The organism is Streptomyces winkii, assembly GCF_032248595.1.
GTDB lineage: Bacteria > Actinomycetota > Actinomycetes > Streptomycetales > Streptomycetaceae > Streptomyces > Streptomyces winkii.
In genome coordinates this window covers 104,262-123,740 of the sequence record NZ_JASTTH010000005.1, presented here as the reverse complement: position 1 = coordinate 123,740, position 19,479 = coordinate 104,262, and the positions used below count along the sequence as shown (strand labels likewise).

Annotated in this window: 13 protein-coding genes and 1 pseudogene; 13 read left to right on the top strand and 1 reads right to left on the bottom strand. The window is 71.6% G+C overall.

All coding sequences use genetic code 11. The features are described 5' to 3' along the window. The first annotated feature begins 388 nt into the window (after positions 1 to 388). The 12 genes and pseudogenes from mfd to QQM67_RS16250 all read left to right on the top strand — a co-directional run bounded on the left by mfd (position 389) and on the right by QQM67_RS16250 (position 17,051). Positions 389 to 3,973 carry a transcription-repair coupling factor gene (gene mfd, locus QQM67_RS16305; RefSeq protein WP_314174607.1) on the top strand — a complete coding sequence of 1,195 codons (3,585 nt, stop codon included), beginning with the start codon at positions 389 to 391 and terminating at the stop codon, positions 3,971 to 3,973. Between the two features lie 301 nt (positions 3,974 to 4,274). Then, positions 4,275 to 4,973: a SurA N-terminal domain-containing protein gene (locus tag QQM67_RS16300; RefSeq protein ID WP_314174606.1), complete on the top strand. Its 699-nt coding sequence runs from the start codon at positions 4,275 to 4,277 to the stop codon at positions 4,971 to 4,973. Between the two features lie 93 nt (positions 4,974 to 5,066). Then, a complete protein-coding gene (locus QQM67_RS16295; protein WP_314174605.1) occupies positions 5,067 to 6,119 on the top strand; it encodes a nucleoside triphosphate pyrophosphohydrolase in 1,053 nt (350 codons plus the stop codon). Positions 6,120 to 6,379: 260 nt separating this feature from the next. Next, complete coding sequence (locus QQM67_RS16290) at positions 6,380 to 6,760, top strand: DUF6479 family protein (protein WP_314174604.1); 381 nt, start codon at positions 6,380 to 6,382, stop codon at positions 6,758 to 6,760. Between the two features lie 278 nt (positions 6,761 to 7,038). After that, positions 7,039 to 8,292, top strand: a complete 1,254-nt coding sequence (locus tag QQM67_RS16285; protein WP_314175110.1) for a cytochrome P450 family protein — start codon at positions 7,039 to 7,041, stop codon at positions 8,290 to 8,292. A gap of 347 nt (positions 8,293 to 8,639) precedes the next feature. Further along, on the top strand, positions 8,640 to 9,581 hold the full coding sequence (locus tag QQM67_RS16280) for a transglycosylase family protein (RefSeq protein WP_314174603.1): 942 nt from the start codon (positions 8,640 to 8,642) through the stop codon (positions 9,579 to 9,581). A 292-nt stretch (positions 9,582 to 9,873) separates the two neighbouring features. Further along, positions 9,874 to 11,154: a phosphopyruvate hydratase gene (gene eno / locus QQM67_RS16275; protein WP_314174602.1), complete on the top strand. Its 1,281-nt coding sequence runs from the start codon at positions 9,874 to 9,876 to the stop codon at positions 11,152 to 11,154. Between the two features lie 212 nt (positions 11,155 to 11,366). Next, a pseudogene (locus QQM67_RS16270) lies at positions 11,367 to 11,825 on the top strand (FtsB family cell division protein); the annotation flags it as partial. A gap of 216 nt (positions 11,826 to 12,041) precedes the next feature. Continuing rightward, complete coding sequence (locus tag QQM67_RS16265) at positions 12,042 to 12,590, top strand: DUF501 domain-containing protein (RefSeq protein WP_314174601.1); 549 nt, start codon at positions 12,042 to 12,044, stop codon at positions 12,588 to 12,590. 94 nt (positions 12,591 to 12,684) lie between these two features. Beyond that, entirely contained in the window at positions 12,685 to 13,611 is a 927-nt protein-coding gene (locus tag QQM67_RS16260; RefSeq protein ID WP_314174600.1) for a Ppx/GppA phosphatase family protein, read from the top strand. 431 nt (positions 13,612 to 14,042) lie between these two features. Continuing rightward, positions 14,043 to 15,464 carry an NAD(P)/FAD-dependent oxidoreductase gene (locus QQM67_RS16255; protein ID WP_314174599.1) on the top strand — a complete coding sequence of 474 codons (1,422 nt, stop codon included), beginning with the start codon at positions 14,043 to 14,045 and terminating at the stop codon, positions 15,462 to 15,464. Positions 15,465 to 15,710: 246 nt separating this feature from the next. Further along, positions 15,711 to 17,051: a cyclopropane-fatty-acyl-phospholipid synthase family protein gene (locus tag QQM67_RS16250; protein WP_314174598.1), complete on the top strand. Its 1,341-nt coding sequence runs from the start codon at positions 15,711 to 15,713 to the stop codon at positions 17,049 to 17,051. Between the two features lie 121 nt (positions 17,052 to 17,172). Here the strand turns inward: QQM67_RS16250 and QQM67_RS16245 are convergent, their stop codons facing one another. Further along, the gene (locus QQM67_RS16245; protein ID WP_314174597.1) at positions 17,173 to 18,351 is read right to left on the bottom strand and encodes an ROK family transcriptional regulator; all 1,179 of its coding nucleotides are present in this window, start codon (positions 18,349 to 18,351) and stop codon (positions 17,173 to 17,175) included. Between the two features lie 211 nt (positions 18,352 to 18,562). On the opposite strand from QQM67_RS16245, the gene QQM67_RS16240 reads away from it, so the two are divergent. Further along, a complete protein-coding gene (locus QQM67_RS16240; RefSeq protein ID WP_399066872.1) occupies positions 18,563 to 19,474 on the top strand; it encodes an ABC transporter permease subunit in 912 nt (303 codons plus the stop codon). Positions 19,475 to 19,479 lie beyond the last annotated feature (5 nt).

Sequence of the window (19,479 nt, the reverse complement as noted above, 5' to 3'; positions counted from 1 at the left end):
CGCGTGACGCGTCACGTACGACCGGTCACGCACGACGTACGGCCCGGCCACGCACGACCTGGCATGCACGACCGGTCACGCACGACGCACGAGCACGAGCACGACGCACGAAGCACGAGCACCGTGCGCGACGTACGACGGCGGCACCGGCGGCCCCACCGACCCCGCGAGAGCGCAGCCCTCCGAGGTCGCGGGGCCGCCGGTGCCTGCTGCTGCCGAGGCCGCCGCCTCCGTGCCCCGAACGCCGCCGAACCGTGAAGCACCCCGCGGGAGATCGCGGCCACGCCTGTCCTCGCGTCGCCGTAGGCTTGGAAGCCCCCCGGAACGTCCGCGCCGCGCCGTTGCGGGGCGTTCGCGTTGCCCACCCCCCGACGGGAAGCCACCCCAGATGAGTCTCACCGGACTGCTCGACGCGCTCTCGTACGACCCCGCGCTCCAGGAGGCCGTCGAGGCCGCCGCCGACGGCAACCGGCACCACGTCGACCTCGTCGGCCCCGCCGCCGCCCGGCCCTTCGCCGTTGCGGCGCTCGCCCGCTCCTCCGGGCGCCCCGTGCTGGCCGTGACCGCCACCGGCCGGGAGGCGGAGGACCTGACGGAGTCGCTGCGCTCGCTGCTGCCGCCCGAGGGCGTCGTGGAGTACCCGTCGTGGGAGACGCTGCCGCACGAGCGGCTCTCGCCCCGCTCTGACACCGTCGGCCGCCGCCTCGCCGTGCTGCGCCGCCTCGCGCACCCGGACGAGTCGGGCGAGGCCGGCACGGGCCCCGTCAGCGTCGTCGTCGCGCCCGTACGGTCCGTGCTCCAGCCGCAGGTCAAGGGCCTGGGCGACCTGGAGCCCGTCGCGCTGCGGCAGGGGCAGAGCGCCGACATGGACGAGGTCGTGGACGCACTGGCCGCGGCGGCCTACTCGCGCGTCGAACTCGTCGAGAAGCGCGGCGAGTTCGCGGTGCGCGGCGGCATCCTCGATGTCTTCCCGCCCACCGAGGAGCACCCGCTGCGCGTGGAGTTCTGGGGTGACGAGATCGAGGAGATCCGCTACTTCCGCGTCGCCGACCAGCGGTCCCTGGAGGCCGCCGAGCACGGCCTGTGGGCGCCGCCCTGCCGTGAGCTGCTGCTGACGGACGACGTCAGGCGGCGGGCCGCCGCCCTCGCCGAGGAGCACCCCGGGCTCCGCGAGCTGCTCGGGAAGATCGCCGAGGGCATCGCCGTCGAGGGCATGGAGTCGCTCGCGCCCGTACTCGTCGACGACATGGAGCTGCTGCTCGACGTCGTACCGAAGGGGACGATGGCGATCGTGTGCGACCCGGAGCGGGTGCGCACGCGTGCGGCGGACCTGGTGGCCACGTCGCAGGAGTTCCTCCAGGCGTCCTGGAGCGCCACGGCGATGTCCGACGGCGGCGAGGCGCCCGTCGACCTGGGTGCCGCGTCCCTGTGGGGCATCGCCGACCTGCGTGAGCGCGCCCGCGAACTCGGCATGATGTGGTGGTCGGTCAGCCCCTTCAGCCCCGGCGCCGGCACCGGCGAGGACGACGAGGCGCTGTACGAGGAGTCCCTCGCCGAGGGCGCCGACGTCCTGCGGCTGGGCATGCACGCTCCCGAGAGCTACCGCGGCGACACCGCCCGCGCCCTCGCCGACACCAAGCAGTGGCTGTCGGCGGGCTGGCGGTGCGTGTTCGTCACGGAGGCGCACGGCCCCGCCGTCCGTACCGTCGAGGTCCTCGGCGGCGAGGGCATCGCCGCCCGCCAGGAGAGCGACCTGGGCGAGATCGAGCCGTCCGTGGTGCACGTGGCCCGCGGCTGCCTCGACAACGGCTTCGTCGACCCGGGGCTGAAGCTCGCGGTGCTCACCGAGACCGATCTGTCCGGGCAGCGGGCCGCGGGCCGTGAGGCCGCCCGCATGCCGGCCCGGCGGCGCAAGCAGATCGACCCGCTCACGCTCGTCCCCGGCGACTTCATCGTCCACGAGCAGCACGGCGTCGGCCGCTACGTCGAGATGGTCCAGCGCACCGTGCAGGGCGCCACCCGCGAGTATCTGCTCGTCGAGTACGCCCCGGCCAAGCGCGGCCAGCCCGGCGACCGCCTGTTCGTGCCCACGGACCAGCTGGAGCAGGTCACCAAGTACGTCGGCGGCGAGCAGCCGTCGCTGCACCGCCTCGGCGGCGCCGACTGGACGAAGACGAAGGCGCGGGCGAAGAAGGCCGTCAAGGAGATCGCCGCCGACCTCATCAAGCTCTACTCGGCGCGCATGGCCGCCCCCGGCTACGCCTTCGGCCAGGACTCGCCGTGGCAGCGCGAGCTGGAGGACGCCTTCCCGTACGCCGAGACCCCGGACCAGCTGACGACCATCGGCGAGGTCAAGGAGGACATGGAGAAGTCCGTCCCGATGGACAGGCTCATCTGCGGCGACGTCGGCTACGGCAAGACCGAGATCGCGGTGCGGGCCGCGTTCAAGGCCGTGCAGGACGGCAAGCAGGTCGCCGTGCTCGTTCCGACGACGCTCCTTGTCCAGCAGCACTTCTCGACGTTCACCGAGCGGTACGGGCAGTTCCCAGTCAACGTGCGGGCCCTGTCCCGCTTCCAGAGCGAGTCCGAGGCGCGGGCGGTCGTCGACGGGCTGCGGGACGGGACGGTCGACGTCGTCATCGGCACGCACCGGCTCTTCTCCTCCGACACCAGGTTCAAGGACCTCGGCCTGCTCATCGTCGACGAGGAGCAGCGCTTCGGCGTCGAGCACAAGGAGCAGCTGAAGAAGCTGCGGGCGAACGTCGACGTGCTGAGCATGTCCGCCACTCCCATCCCGCGCACGCTGGAGATGGCGGTCACCGGCATCCGCGAGATGTCGACGATCACCACGCCGCCCGAGGAGCGGCATCCGGTGCTCACGTTCGTCGGTCCGTACGAGGAGAAGCAGATCGGCGCCGCGGTCCGGCGTGAACTGCTGCGCGAGGGCCAGGTCTTCTACATCCACAACCGTGTCGAGTCCATCGAGCGCGCGGCGGCTCGGCTGCGGCAGATCGTGCCGGAGGCCCGCATCGCCACGGCGCACGGGCAGATGTCGGAGCAGGCGCTGGAACAGGTCGTCATCGACTTCTGGGAGAAGAAGTCCGACGTGCTGGTCGCCACGACGATCGTCGAGAACGGCATCGACATCTCCAACGCCAACACCCTCGTCGTCGAGCGTGGCGACAACTTCGGCCTCTCGCAGCTCCATCAGCTGCGCGGACGGGTCGGCCGCGGCCGTGAGCGCGGCTACGCCTACTTCCTCTACCCGCCCGAGAAGCCGCTGACCGAGACCGCGCACGAGCGGCTCGCCACCATCGCCCAGCACACCGAGATGGGCGCGGGCATGTACGTCGCGATGAAGGACCTGGAGATCCGCGGCGCCGGCAATCTGCTCGGCGGCGAGCAGTCCGGCCACATCGCAGGCGTCGGTTTCGACCTGTACGTACGCATGGTGGGCGAGGCCGTCGCCGACTACCGCAACGCGCTGGAGCAGGGCGGCGAGGTGGAGGAGGCCCCGCTGGAGGTCAAGATCGAGCTGCCCGTCGACGCACACGTGCCGCACGACTACGCACCGGGCGAGCGGCTGCGCCTCCAGGCGTACCGGTCCATCGCGTCGGCCAATTCGGAGCAGGACATCACCGCCGTACGGGAGGAACTGACCGACCGCTACGGCCCGTTGCCGGAGCCGGTGGAGAACCTGCTGCTGGTCGCCGGGCTGCGCATGCTCGCGCGCTCGTGCGGCATCTCGGACATCACGCTCCAGGGGAACAACGTGCGCTTCAGCCCCGTGGAGCTGCGCGAGTCGCAGGAGCTGCGGCTGGCGCGCGTCTATCCGCGGTCGGTCGTCAAGCAGGCGACGCGGCAGGTACTGGTGCCGCGGCCCAAGGCGGGCGGCATCGGCGGGAAGCCGGTCGTCGGGCGCGAACTGCTCGCGTGGGTGGGCGAGTTCCTGACGACGATTCCGGGGTCGTGAGGGGCGTGGCGGCTCATGGGGGTTGTGGGGGAGTACGGGTGGGGAGGACCCGGTGACTGGGGCTCGGGGCCTGTGGGCCCGGCGGGGCAGGGCTTCGGGTCCGCGGAGGGTGCGCAGTGCCCGGAGCCGGATCAGGCCCGGCCGGAGCCGGTATCGGGGCCCGAATACCCCGGTTCACCCCGAATCGTTGCCGGGATGAGAGCGGAAGCGGTGGTCTCCACCACCTCCGCTGCCTAACATCGATCAACGCCGAGGTCGTGCACAACCGCCGCACGCCCCTAGCCGCCGTCCGGGAGAGCCGATGCACAGCAGCACCAGAGCAAGCCGTCGTCGCAGGTCCGCGCTCACCGTCAGTGGTGCGGCCGCGCTGCTCGTCGCAGCGCCGCTGCTCACCGGGTGCGGCGACGACGCGCACCCCGGCGCCGCCGCCGTGACCGGCGGTGAGCGCATCAGCATGGGGCAGCTCCAGGCGAAGGTCGAGGCGGTACGGGACGCGCAGCGCGCGGCCCCCCACGGCGCAGAGATGATCAAGGGCAGCGGGCAGCTGACGCGGGCCGCCCTCGACGGCATGATCCGCGAACGCGTCGTCGACAAGGCCGCGAAGGACGCAAAGGTGTCCGTCACCCGCAGCGAAGTCGGCAAGTACCGGGCACAGTTGCGCAAGCAGGCGGGCGGGGAGAAGAGGCTGAAGGAGGCCCTGCTCCAGCAGCAGGCCGTGGCGCCCTCGCAGGTGAACGACTGGCTGCGCATGCAGGTCGCCGTGGACAAGATCGCGAAGGCCGAGGGCATCGACCCGCAGACCCCGAAGGGCAACGCGGCGCTGCTGAAGAAGTTCTCCGACACCTCCAAGGACCTGCACATCACGGTCAATCCGCGCTACGGGAAGTGGGACGAGAAGGCGTCCACGCTCGGCAACACCTCGGAGCCGTGGCTGCGGGACATCACCGGCAAGCAAGAGGACCGCCGGCAGCAGCAACAACAGCAGCAGCCGCAGATGTAGCACCGCAGAAGTAGCACCCGCGGGTGCGGGAGCCGCGGGTGCAGGACGGCGGCCGGAGGCGGTGCCCTCCGGCCGCTGCGTTACGTTCGACGCGTGAACGCTTCCGACGGCACCGGCCGCATCGTCCTCCTCACCACCAGCCACCGCGTGGCCCCCGGGCTGCTGTCCTGGCCCGCCTGGGAGGCGCTGCGCGACGCCGACCGCGTCGTCTGCGGCGATCCGGAGCACCCGCAACTGCCGTACGTGCGCGAGGCCGGCGTCGACGTCGGCACCGGAACCCTGCCCACCGCCCGCGAACTGGTCGACGACTGCGCGCAGGGCCGTACGACAGTCGTCATCGCCGCCGCCGAGGGCGAGCCACGGCTGACCGACGGGCTGGCGGCGCTCGCCGGCTCGGGCCGCACGCCCATGCCCGAACTGGAGCTGCTGCCCGGCTCCTACGACCTGCCCGGCGCACGCTTCCTCGACCTCGTGGAGGTCATGGACAGCATCCGCACGGACTGCCCATGGAGCGGGGCCCGGACGCACGAAGGGCTCGTCAAGTACGGCATCGAGGAGATGTACGAACTCGTCGAGGCCATCGAGGAAGGCGACCGGGCCGCCCTGTGCGAGGAGTTGGGGGACGTCCTGCTGCAAGTGGTCTTCCACGCCCGCATCGCGCAGGAGGACCCGGAGGAGCCCTTCTCCATCGACGACGTGGCGGGCGCCATCGTCGAGAAGCTCATCCACCGGCACCCCCATGTGTTCGGGGAGGAGCAGGCGGCGACGGCGGAGGAGGTCCGGGAGCACTGGCTCCGCACGAAGGCCGTCGAGAAGCGCCGCGACTCGGTGACGGAGGGCATCCCCCTCGGCCAGCCCGCCCTGGCGCTGGCGGCGAAGCTCGCACAGCGCGTACGGCTGGCGGGGCTGGACGTGCCCGTCACCCGGGACGGCCGGAAGGACGGGCGGCAGGGGCGGCACGGGCAGCACGGGCCGCAGGGTGAGGACGCCAGGATCGGCTACGAGCTGCTGGCTCTGGCCGTGCAGGCGGAAGCGGAGGGCATCGACCCCGAAACGGCCCTCCGGGCCGCGTCCCGTACGTACCGCGACGCCATCCGCGCAGCGGAGGGCCTGGACGCGGCTGCGGAGAGCAGCGGTACGGAGTGAGAGCGGTGCTCTCCTCCCGCGCCGGGCTCCCGTAACGGAGCGGCGATACGGGGCCAGAGCGGTGCTCTCCCCTCGCCTCCGGACGCGGGTGAGAGCGCCGCAGCGGAACGAGAGCAGTGCTCTTCGCGCCTGCGAGGCGAGCCGTGAGCACTGCTCACGGCTCGGAGCGGTGATCGCCTACCGGCCTCAGGGCACCAGCACGGCACCTCGCGAAACAGCGCTCACCGGCATAGCGGCCGAGGCCGGGGTACCCGAAGCCCATGTTTGGAGCACTAGCCGCTTTCGGCTCGCTTCCGGCGCTTGCCGCGGAGCACGACCTGCTCGTCGGCATCGCGCCGCTCATCGCGGGCATCGTGGTGGTCGCCGGCCTGATCGCGGCCGTCGCGTACGGCATCCGCCTCCGTGTGCGGGGGGAGCAGCGCCCTTCCAGTCCGGGCGAGAAGGGCCCGGAGACGCCTCAGGAGTACGAGACCAGGCACCGGGTCCCGGACGAGGTCCCGCACAACGGTGAGCGCCGCATGCCGTACGACCTGCACGACTACGACTCGGACAGCCACCCCGGCGAGCACGAGCGTCCGCGGCGCAAGTGGGACGAGGGCGGCAGCGGCGCGTTCGGCAGCGGAGGCCCCGGGCACACCTGACCGTCTCCGGCCCGTCCCCGGCTTCCAAGAGTGCCGCCGCCCCCAAGGGCGCGCCCGCACCGACCCGTTAGCGTCGACGCGTGCAAGAGAAGAACGACGGCACCGCGGAGCCCGCGCCCGGCTGCCCCCACGACGACGGCACCGGCACCGGAACCGGAACCGGAACCGGAACCAGCGCCGGCACCAGCGCCGGAAACGGAGCATGCGCCGGCAAAGGCAACGGCAACCGCACCGGCACCGCTGGCCGTCCCCAGGCGCACGCCGCGCCCACCCCTCCCATGCCTCCGCTCTTCGACTGGGAGTTCGCAGCCGACCCGTATCCCGCCTACGCCTGGCTGCGCGAGCACGCCCCCGTACGCAAGACGGAACTGCCCAGCGGCGTCGAGGCCTGGCTCGTGACCCGGCACGCCGACGCCCGTCAGGCCCTGGCCGATCAGCGGCTGAGCAAGAACCCCGGGCACCACCACGAGCGTTCGGCGCACGGCAAGGGCAAGGTCGGCATCCCCGGCGAGCGCAGCGCGAACCTGATGACGCACCTGCTCAACATCGACCCGCCGGACCACACGCGGCTGCGGCGGCTGGTGTCGAAGGCGTTCACTCCGGCTCGGGTCGCCGAATTCGAGCCGCGCGTCAGGGAGTTGACGGAACAGCTCGTCGACGGCTTCGCAACGCGCGGCGAGGCGGACCTCATTCACGAGTTCGCGTTCCCCCTGCCGATCTACGCGATCTGCGACATGCTCGGCGTACCGTCGGAGGACCAGGACGACTTCCGCGACTGGGCGGGCATGATGCTCCGCCACCACAAGCCGGGGGAGCCGGGCCCTCCGCGCGGCGGCGTCGGCCGCGCCGTGAAGAAGATGCGCGACTATCTCGCCGAACTCATCCACCGCAAAAGGGAGATGCCCGGCGAAGACCTCATCTCGGGGCTGATCCGCGCCAGCGACCACGGCGAGCACCTCACCGAGAACGAGGCCGCCGCGATGGCCTTCATCCTTCTCTTCGCCGGATTCGAGACGACGGTCAATCTCATCGGCAACGGTACGTACGCCCTGCTCACCCACCCCCGGCAGCGCGCCCTGCTGCACGACGCGGTGTCCGCGGGCGACGAGGACGGGCTGCCGGCCACGGCGGTCGAGGAACTGCTGCGCTACGACGGGCCGGTGGAGATGGCGACCTGGCGCTTCGCGACGGAACCGCTCGACATCGGCGGCGTCCGTATCGCCGAGGGCGAGCCGGTGCTCGTGGTGCTCGCCGCCGCGGACCGCGACCCGGCGAAGTTCGCCGATCCGGACGTGCTCGACCTCCGGCGGCGCGACAACCAGCACTTGGGCTACGGCCACGGCATCCACTACTGCCTCGGCGCACCGCTCGCGCGGCTGGAGGGCCGGGTCGCGCTGACGGCTCTGCTGCGCCGGCTCCCGGACGTCGAACTCGCCGTCCGGCCGGACGACCTGCGCTGGCGCGGCGGTCTCATCATGCGCGGACTCCGCACGCTGCCCGTGGAGTTCACGCCGCGAGGACGTATGGGATGACGCTGTGTGACGGGAGTGACACGAGGTCACGGGTGTGACGTTCACGTGATGTACGCGACACCGCCTTGTGATGATGAAGCTCGGGAAGCTACCTTCAAGCGCGACCGCGCGGGCTCAGTTCTCCCGCGCGGCCCGGCACTTGTGTGCCACCCCGCAAGAGCACCACGACACCACTGCACCACCCGCTCCACCGCGCAACTGCGCAACTGCGCAACTGCGCAACAAGGTTCAGGCGCACCACGCCCAGGCACCGCAACACCCCGCACGCGCACCGCCCTCGCACCACGCAAGCGTTACGCCCCACCCCCACCCGCAACGTCGTGTGTCCCTACGAGAGGTCACCCCGCATGCCGCCCCTGCTTTCCGGGAACGGACGCCACCGCCGCCCCCGCCAGGCCCCCAACTTCGTCGTCGCGGCAGGCGTGACGGGCGCGGGCCTCGCAATCCCACTGCTGGGAGCGACGGCAGCGAGCGCGGCGGACAACACGACGTGGGACACCGTCGCCGACTGCGAGAGCGGCGGTCTGTGGAGCGCCAACGAGGACAACGGCTATTACGGCGGGCTCCAGTTGGACCAGCAGACCTGGGAGGAGTACGGCGGCACCGACTACGCCGAACGTCCCGATCTCGCCAGCCGCGACCAGCAGATCACCATCGCGGAGAAGGTCCTCGACGCCGAGGGCACCGACCCGTTCGGCGACTGCGCGCAGGCCGCGGGCCTCTCCCAGGACTCGCCAGGCTCACCGGACGTCGACCCCGACGGAACCGAGGACGTGGCGGACGGCCCCGTGGCCGAACGCCCGTACCCCACCACGCCGTCGACGGACGCCCCGGAGGACGAGGGCGGCGCGCCCGGCACCTCCGCCCCCGACGTCCCGGACCCGGGCGCCTCCCACCCCGGCGGCTTCGACCCCGGTGCCTCCGATCCCGGCACGTCCGACCCGAACGGCTCGGACGGCTCGGCCAGTTCAGGCGGTTCGGGCGAGCAGCCCGCGGACGAGGGTGCCGGCGACTCGTACGAGCCGGCTGATCCCGGCGACGGCGGCGACTCGGCGGACCGTCCCTCCCGCGGCGACGGCGCCGACGGACGCGACGACGCCGGCGACGCCGGCAAGGACGGCGCGAACGGCGAGGACGGCAAGTACCGCGTCTCCCACGGGGATTCGCTCTACAGCATCGCCGACGAGGAGGACGTCGAGGGCGGCTGGCGGAAGCTGTACGAGCGCAACCGCGACGTCGTCGGCTCCGACCCCGGCCTCATCCTGCCCGGCCAGGAACTCAGCCTCTGACGTACGGAGCAGCGGCGGCCCCGGTCCGCACTCGCGGATCGGGGTCCACCTACGCACGCCCACCCGGATCGCCCCGCCGCACCGCCCAGGGCGCACGTCCGCACCGCCGGGCCGGTTCTTTTCTTCCCTTCCCAAACAAACCCGGGAATCCCTCCCGCGGACCCCTGAGCTGGCCTCCTCCGCTCCCCGTCACCCGCTGTTCCACCGCCCGACACGACTGGCCGGCGGGGGCACGACCCCGCGCCCGTTAGGCTCTGGGCAGTAAGCCAGACACTTGACGAAGGAGTTCCTCGTGCCGTCCATCGACGTCGTCGTAGCCCGCGAGATCCTCGACTCGCGAGGCAACCCCACGGTCGAGGTCGAGGTCGGCCTCGACGACGGCAGCACCGGCCGTGCTGCCGTTCCGTCGGGCGCCTCGACCGGAGCCTTCGAGGCACTGGAGCTCCGCGACGGTGACACGGGCCGCTACGGCGGCAAGGGCGTGGAGAAGGCCGTGCTGGCCGTCATCGAGCAGATCGGCCCGGAGCTGGTGGGTTACGACGCCACCGAGCAGCGCCTGATCGACCAGGCGATGTTCGACCTGGACGCCACGGCGGACAAGTCCTCGCTCGGCGCCAACGCCATCCTCGGCGTCTCGCTCGCCGTCGCGCACGCCGCCTCCGAGGCGTCCGACCTGCCGCTCTTCCGCTACCTCGGCGGCCCGAACGCGCACTTGCTGCCCGTGCCGATGATGAACATCCTCAACGGCGGCTCCCACGCCGACTCCAACGTGGACATCCAGGAGTTCATGATCGCTCCGATCGGCGCGGAGTCCTTCTCGGAGGCGCTGCGCTGGGGCGCCGAGACGTACCACGCGCTCAAGGCCGTACTGAAGGAGCGCGGCCTGGCCACCGGCCTGGGCGACGAGGGCGGCTTCGCCCCGAACCTCGGCTCGAACCGCGAGGCCCTCGACCTCATCATCGAGGCGATCCAGAAGGCGGGTTACACCGTCGGGCAGGACATCGCGCTCGCGCTCGACGTCGCCGCGTCCGAGTTCTACAAGGACGGCGTCTACTCCTTCGAGGGCAAGGACCGCACGGCCGCCGAGATGACGGACTACTACGCCGAACTCGTCGACTCCTACCCGCTCGTCTCCATCGAGGACCCGCTGTACGAGGACGACTGGGACGGCTGGCAGACCATCACCGAGAAGCTCGGCGGCAAGGTGCAGCTCGTCGGCGACGACCTCTTCGTCACCAACCCCGAGCGGCTCTCCCGCGGCATCGAGGACGGCGCCGCGAACTCCCTGCTGGTGAAGGTCAATCAGATCGGCTCGCTCACCGAGACGCTGGACGCGGTGGAGCTCGCGCAGCGCAACGGCTTCAAGTGCATGATGTCGCACCGCTCCGGCGAGACCGAGGACGTCACGATCGCCGACCTGGCCGTCGCCACCAACTGCGGCCAGATCAAGACGGGTGCCCCCGCCCGCTCCGAGCGCGTCGCCAAGTACAACCAGCTGCTGCGCATCGAGGAGATCCTGGACGACGCCGCCGTGTACGCGGGGCGCAGCGCCTTCCCCCGCTACAAGGGCTGACGAAACGCGGGCTCCAGGCCCGTGCCCGCGGCGTCGACCGGCCGTCGCTGCGCCCGTCCCCGCCGCCGTTCCCGTACGGTGGCGGGGGCCGTTCGGCCTCCGGGGAGCACGCACGGGCGCGGGCCCTCTCGGCGCCGACCGGTGGGCCGGGACAAGGCCCGCAGCAGCACCACGTACAGCGGAGAAAGCGGAGAAGGGGACAGGGGAGGAACGTGCCCGCGGATCGGTTCTCCACCGCGACCAGGCTCAGGGCGCTCGGCACCCGGGCCGCCGAGCGCGTCTACCGTGCTCGCGGGCGCACCGTGCGCGCACCGCGCCGCAGCCGGCTCACGGGGAGGGCCGCGGTGCTGGCGCTGGTCGTCTGCTCGCTCGTGGTGGCCCTGGCCTATCCGATGCGTCAGTACGTCTCGCAGCGTACGGAGATCGCGGAGCAGCAGCGCCAGGCGGAGCACGCGCGCCAGCAGGTCAAGCGCCTGCGCGAGGAGCGCGCCCGCTGGCAGGACCCGGCGTACGTCGAGCAACAGGCCCGCGAGCACCTGCACTTCGTGCGCCCCGGAGAGACGGGCTTCACCCTGCCCGACGGCACGGGCGGTGCGCACAGCCCCTCGGACCGCGGCCCCGACCGCGCCTGGTACCAGAATCTGTGGGACGGCGTCGACAAGGCGGACCAGGCGGATCGGTCCGACGAGTCCGACCGCTCCGACCGGTCCCACCGGTCCGGTCGAGAGGCCAACCCCGGGGGGCCGCCCGGCGGTTCCGCCGCGGACCGCTGAACTCCCGCCCGCCCACCGCCGGTTCACCCCTCTCCCGCTTCTCCCGCTTCTTCCGCCCCGCGTCCCGACACGCACTCCCGAACTCACCACCCCACCCCGAAAGAGCCCGCACCGATGGAAGAGCCACCGCCGCAGACCGAGCTCACGCCGCCCACGGACGCCGATGTGGCGGCGGTCGAGGCGCAGTTGGGCCGCTCGCCGCGCGGACTGCGCGCGATCGCGCACCGCTGCCCCTGCGGCCTGCCGGACGTCGTGGAGACGGCCCCCCGGCTGGAGGACGGCTCCCCCTTCCCCACCACGTACTACCTGACGTGCCCGCGCGCGGCCTCAGCCATCGGCACCCTGGAGGCCGACGGCGTGATGCGCGAGATGACGGCGCGGCTCGCCGAGGACGACGAGCTGGCGGCGGCCTACCGGGCCGCGCACGAGGACTATCTCGCGCGCCGCGACGCCATCGAGGTGCTGGCGGGCTTCCCCAGCGCGGGCGGCATGCCGGACCGGGTCAAGTGCCTGCACGTACTCGTCGCGCACTCGCTCGTCGCGGGCCCCGGAGTCAACCCGCTCGGCGACGAGGCGCTGGCGATGCTCCCGGAGTGGTGGTCCAAGGGCCCCTGCGTCTCGCCGGAGCCGCCGCCCGCCGCCGCGGACCGAGGCGCACATTGAGCCTTTACCGGGGCCGGGCCCGGGCCGGCACCGGTGCGGCCCGGCCCGCATACGCTGGGGCCGACCCGTCGTGTGAGGAGCGTGAGGAGAGCGCATGACCCGCGTCGCCGCCGTGGACTGCGGTACCAACTCGATCCGGCTGCTGGTCGCCGACGCCGATCCGGCCGCCGCCGAGCTGCGGGACCTGGAGCGGCGGATGGAGATCGTCCGCCTCGGCCAGGGCGTCGACCGTACGGGCCGCCTCGCGCCGGAGGCGCTGGAGCGCACCTTCGCGGCGTGCCGTACGTACGCGCGGGCCGTGGAGACGCACGGTGCGCGGCGCGTGCGCTTCGTCGCTACCTCCGCCTCGCGGGACGCGGAGAACCGGGACGAGTTCGTGCGCGGCGTCGTGGACATCCTCGGCGTCGAGCCCGAGGTGATCACGGGCGACCAGGAGGCGCAGTTCTCCTTCACCGGGGCCACCAGGGAGCTGGCGGGACGCCGGGATCTGGACAAGCCGTATCTCGTCGTGGACATCGGAGGCGGCTCGACCGAGTTCGTCGTCGGCGACGACTCCGTGCGGGCCGCCAGGTCCGTCGACATCGGATGTGTGCGGCTCACCGAGCGCCACGGCCTCTCCGGGCCCGTCATCTCCGAGCAGCACGAGGCGATGCGGGCGGACATCGAGGCGGCCCTGGACGAGGTGGAGCGGAGCGTCCCGCTCGCGCAGGCCCGTACGCTCGTCGGCCTCGCGGGCACGGTCACGACAGTCGCCGGCATCGCGCTGGACCTGGAGGCCTACGACGCCGCCGCGATCCACCACTCCCGCGTCCCGCGCGAGCAGGTCGCCGGGATCGTGGAGCGGCTGCTGGCCTCGACGCACGACGAGCGGGCCGCGATCCCGGTCATGCACCCCGGGCGCGTGGACGTGATCACGGCGGGCGCCGTCATACTGCTGACGATCATGGAACGTACGGGGGCGGAGGAGGTCGTCGTCAGCGAGCACGACATCCTCGACGGCATTGCGTGGAGCCTGACTTGAGCCCTGCCGGGACCCCGGCCGGGAACCCTCTTGAGAGCCTCACTTGAGCAACGGCGCTCTCCTTTGAAAGGGTCTTCCGGCACCTCTCGGCAGCCCTCTGGAAGAAGTCTCGTGAAATAATTCACGTGGAAAACCGCCTCGTCGGACGCACATCACACCGGTAAGGCCCCCGCGAGGGGGTGCGCGGGGCGCGGGCTTCTGTGAACGCCGTATTCCGGCCACGCTAAGGCTGAGCACCGGCTCGGGTGCGCTTCTCGTGGAGCGGGCGATAAATGCAGCTCAGCGTGGGGATGGCCGCGTCGCGGTTGCTGCCGGATGAACGGGCGTCGGGGGTGCTCCCGAGTGTGGCGGCGCAGTGTAGCAGGGGGTGGGACCATGCTTGTGAAGCCCCTCACGAGGTCGCCCCCGGGTCCAGGTGGATACTCGATGACATGAGCACCACGGAGCGTCCCCGAATCCTCGTAGTGGGTGGTGGGTACGTCGGTTTGTACGCGGCGCGGCGCATCCTGAAGAAGCTGCGCTACGGCGAGGCGACGGTCACCGTCGTCGACCCGCGCTCGTACATGACGTACCAGCCCTTCCTTCCCGAAGCCGCGGCCGGAAGCATCTCTCCGCGCCATGTCGTCGTGCCGCTGCGGCGTGTGCTGCCCAAGGCCGAGGTCCTCACCGGCCGTGTGACGACCGTCGACCAGGAGAGCAAGGTCGCCACGATCGCGCCGCTCGTCGGCGAGGCGTACGACCTGCCCTTCGACTATCTGGTCATCGCGATGGGCGCCGTCTCCCGCACCTTCCCGATCCCCGGCCTGGCCGAGAACGGCATCGGCATGAAGGGCGTCGAGGAGGCCATCGGCCTGCGCAACCACGTGCTGGAGCAGCTGGACAAGGCCGACTCGACGACCGACGAGGACGTACGGCGCCGCGCGCTGACCTTCGTCTTCGTCGGCGGCGGCTTCGCCGGCGCGGAGACCGTCGGCGAGGTCGAGGACATGGCCCGCGACGCGGCGAAGTACTACCCGAGCGTCCGGCGCGAGGACATGCGCTTCATCCTCGTCGACGTCGCGCCCGGCATCCTGCCGGAGGTCGGCCCGAAGCTGGGCGAGTGGGGCCTGGAGCACCTCAAGAGCCGCGGCGTGGAGTGCTACTTGAGCACCTCGATGGAGTCCTGCGTCGACGGGCACGTCGTGCTGAGCAACGGTCTCGAGGTCGACTCCAGCACCATCGTGTGGACGGCCGGCGTGAAGCCCAACCCGGCGCTCGCCCGGTTCGGCCTGCCGCTCGGTCCCAAGGGACACGTGGACGTCGACGCGACCATGCAGGTCCGCGGCACCGACCACATCTGGGCCGCCGGTGACAACGCGCAGGTGCCCGACCTGGCCTCCGGCAAGGACGGCGCCTTCTGCCCGCCGAACGCTCAGCACGCGCTGCGCCAGGCCAAGGCGCTCGGCGACAACGTCATCTCGGGCCTGCGGGGCTTTCCGCAGGGCGAGTACAAGCACGCCAACAAGGGCGCCGTCGCGGGGCTCGGGCTGCACAAGGGCGTCGCGATGATCGTCTTCGGCAAGACCCGGATCAAGCTCAAGGGCCGCCTGGCCTGGTACATGCACCGCACGTACCACGGCCTCGCCGTCCCCACCTGGAACCGCAAGATCCGCGTCTTCGCCGACTGGACGCTCGCGATGTTCCTCAAGCGCGAGGTCGTCTCGCTCGGCGCGATGGAACACCCCCGTGAGGAGTTCTACGAGGCCGCGTCGCCCGTGACCGCCGCCGCGACGGAGGAGGCCGCGGCCGAGCGCAAGACCCGGATCAAGGAGAGCCGCGCCGCGAACCACCGGGAAGAGGCCAAGGCTTCCTGAGCCCGCCGTCCCGCCGTCCGGATCCGGCAGATCCGAGAGATCTGCCTGACCGGCGCGAGGACGGTGCACCGAAGACCTCCGTGAAGGGGGCGTCCGCCATCCGTGGGGCGGGCGCCCCCTTCGGCGTTCCCGCACCTTCGCGCGAGGTGATGCGGGGACAAACCGGTGTGTGCGTCGGCATAGTTCGCACGACAATCGTGTTGCATGTACGGGGATTCCACCCCTTCCGTCATGGAGGTGTGTGCAATGACCGATGTCGCGTCACGACTCAGCGCGCTCACCGAGCGGCTGCTCGGGGCACCGCTCCCCGTACGCATCCGCGCGTGGGACGGCAGCGAAGCGGGTCCGCCGGGCGCTCCCGTCCTCCGCGTCCGCCACCGGCGCGCGCTGCGGCGCATCCTGTGGCGACCCGGCGAACTGGGCCTCGCCCGCGCCTGGGTGGCCGGAGAGCTCGACACCGACGGGGACGGCGAGCTGTACGGACTGCTCGACCGGCTGGCCGGTCTGATGTGGGAGCGGAACCAGGACGAGGAGAAGGCGCAGCCGCGGGGCCTCCGCTCGGCCCTCGCCCGCGTACGCGATCCCGGCCTACGGGCCGCAGCGCGCGAACTGGTCGCGCTCGGCGGTGCGTTGCCGCCGCCGTCGCCGCCCGCGGAGGAGCGGCGCACGCGGTTCGGCGGCCGGCACACGCGCCTGCGCGACCGCAAGGCGATCAGCCACCACTACGACGTGGGCAACGACTTCTACGAGCTGGTGCTCGGGCCGAGCATGGTCTACTCGTGCGCTTACTGGGAGCCCGCGGCACCCGGCACCGCCCCCACGCTCGACGACGCCCAGCGCGCCAAGCTCGACCTCGTCTGCCGCAAGCTGGCGCTGCGCGAGGGGCAGCGGCTGCTGGACGTCGGCTGCGGATGGGGCTCACTCGTGCTGCACGCGGCCCGTGAGTACGGGGTGAGCGCCGTCGGCGTCACGCTCTCGCAGGAGCAGGCCACGTACGCGCGGAAGCGGGTGGCGGAGGAGGGCCTGACGGGCCAGGTCGAGATCCGCGTGCAGGACTACCGCGAGGTGCGTGACGGCCCGTACGACGCGATCGCCTCCGTCGGCATGGCGGAACACGTCGGCAGGGAGCCCTATCGCCGGTACGCGGACGCTCTGTACGCGCTGCTGCGGCCCGGCGGGCGGCTGCTCAACCACCAGATCGGGCGCCGTCCGGTGCCGGACGAATCGGCTTACAGGGTCGACGAGTTCATCGACGCCTACGTCTTCCCCGACGGCGAGCTGGCTCCGGTCGGGCAGACGGTCGCGGTGCTGGAGGAGGCGGGCTTCGAGGTGCGCGACCTCGAATCGCTGCGTGAGCACTACGCGCTGACGCTGCGCGCCTGGGTCGCCAATCTGGAGGCGGCGTTCGAGACGGCCGCGCGACTCAGCTCGTACGGGCGCGCACGGGTGTGGCGGCTCTACATGGCCGCGTCGGCGCTGGCGTTCGAGCACAACCGGATCGGTGTGAACCAGATCCTCGCCGTCCGTACGCCGCAGGACGGGGCGTCCGGACTTCCGCTGCGTACCCGGGAGTGGCTCGCGGCATGACGGCGTGACGGCACGACCGGGAGACGGGGTGACCGGCGGGAGGGCGCTGCCACGGCGGCGCCCTCCCGCCGGTCACTTCGTGCTGTGGCCCCGGCTACTGCCCAGCCGGGGTGAACTCCCGTCAGTCGCCGGTGTCCTCGCCCAGCACCAGCACCTGGATCGCGAGCACCGCGGCGCCGCGCGCCCAGTCGTGGAAGTCGGAGACCTTCGTCTCCAGGTTCACCGGCTTCGCGCGCGGATTGCGGTGGGCGGCGATGGTCTCGAAGACCGTCTCGCCCGCGACGTCCATGAGCCCGACGCCCTCACCGGCGAGCAAAATCTTCTCCGGCAGGGCGAAGTTGGCGATGTGCGCGATGAGGATGCCGAGCCCGCGGGCGGCCTCGCCGATGACGCGTGAGGCGGCCGGGTCGCCCCGCCCGGCGAGGCGGAGGATCTCCTCGTAGCCGGCGGAGGTGCCGGTCGCGGCGCGGACCTGGTACTCGATGCTCTGGACGGTGAGCAGCGACGTGGCGCTGCCGCGCTCCCCGTCGGGCGTCAGCGGGCCGTTGGGGTCGAGGATCCAGCGCTCCGCCGTGCCGCTGTAGTGCTCGTCGGAGGTGCGGACCGGCTCTCCGCCGATCACCAGCCCGTAGCCCACGCCCGCGCCGATGGTGAGGATCGCGAACCGGTCGAGGCCGCGCCCGGCCCCGAACCAGGTCTCCGCCTCGACGAGCGCCGCGAAGTCGTTCTCCACCACCACCGGGAGCCCGGTGCGCTGCTCCAGGAGCGAGGCGAACGGCACTTCCTGCCAGCCCAGATACGGGGAGTCGACGACCACGGACCGCTCCCGGATCTGGCCTCCGAGGCCGACGCCGATGCCCGCGAGGTGCGGGAACTCCTCGGCGAAGGACCGCACGATCGAGTGAGCCGCGTCGGCCACGGCGTCGGGCTCCGGTGAGCCGAGCTTCCGGTCCTCACGCCGGACCACGGTGCTCTTCAGCGTGCTGACCACCCCGTAGACCGTGTCGGCGGTGATCTTCAGACCCACGAAGTGCCAGGGGTCGGTGACGATGTCCAGCGGCCGGCCGGGGCGGCCCTGCCCGGCCGTGGCCACGGGCGTGAGCCCCTCCAGCAGCAGGCCGGAGTCGATCAGCGGCTTCGCGAGACGGGTCAGGCTGCCGCCGGACATGCCGAGTCGCCGGGCGATCTCACTGCGGGACGTCGGACCGTTCGTGAGCACCTCGATGGCGACCGCCCGCTCGGCGGGCGTCAGCGGCCTCCAGCTCGGGGCCGGACGGCCCGGGCTGCTCGATCCGTTCAATCACGGCCTCCGCAAAGGGTCTTGGACCTGGGGCTCTCAGCTTAGGCGAGCCCCGGATAACTTCCGCCTGGAACTATGAACGCTCGATTCCGGCACTGAATCTCCCATGTTCCGCGCCTTGACACCCAGAATAACTTCCACGTAGAAGTAAATCCATCGTGATGTGACCGGGGGACGAACCAGAGGACGACGCGGACAAGGAGGTCTGCCGGTGGCCCTGATCAAACCGACGACTGTGAGCCCGCCGTCGAGCCGTGCTCTCGGCGACGCCCGCACCGCCGTCCTCTTCGTCGCCCCGGCGCTGCTGGGATATCTGGTCTTCCTGGTGTGGCCGACGCTGCGCGGCGTCTACCTCAGCTTCACCAGCTTCGATCTGCTCTCCGCGGAGAAGTGGGTCGGCCTCGACAACTACCGGCGCCTCGTCAACGACCCGGTCTTCTGGGACTCGTTGGGCGTGACCGTGCAGTACGTCGTGATCAACATCGGCGTGCAGACCGTCGTCGCGCTGCTGATAGCCGTGCTGATGCACCGGCTGACCCGCTCGACCGTCCTGCGGGGCATCGTCCTCGCGCCGTATCTCGTCTCGAACGTCGTCGCCGGGATCGTGTGGCTGTGGATCCTGGACACGCAGCTCGGCGTGGGCAACGAGATCATCGCGTGGCTCGGGTTCGACCGGATCGCGTTCTTCGGCGACGCCTCGTGGGTGATACCGACGATCGCCCTCGTCAACGTGTGGCGGCACGTGGGCTATACGGCGCTGCTGATCTTCGCGGGGCTTCAGTCGATACCCCCGACGGTCTACGAGGCGGGCCGGGTCGACGGGGCGAGCGAGTGGCGGATGTTCCGCTCCATCACGCTGCCGCTGCTGCGTCCGGTGATGTCGCTGGTCCTGATCATCACGGTGATCGGCTCGTTCCAGGTGTTCGACACCGTCTCCGTGACGACCGACGGCAAGCCGGCCAACGCCAGCAACGTGCTCCAGCTGTACATCTACGACCTCGCGTTCGACCGCATGCAGTTCGGCTACGCCTCCGCCATCTCCGTCGCCCTGATGCTCGTACTGACCGCGATCACCGTCGTCCAGTACCGGCTCATGAGGGCCGGCCGGTCGGACCTCGGCTGAGAAGG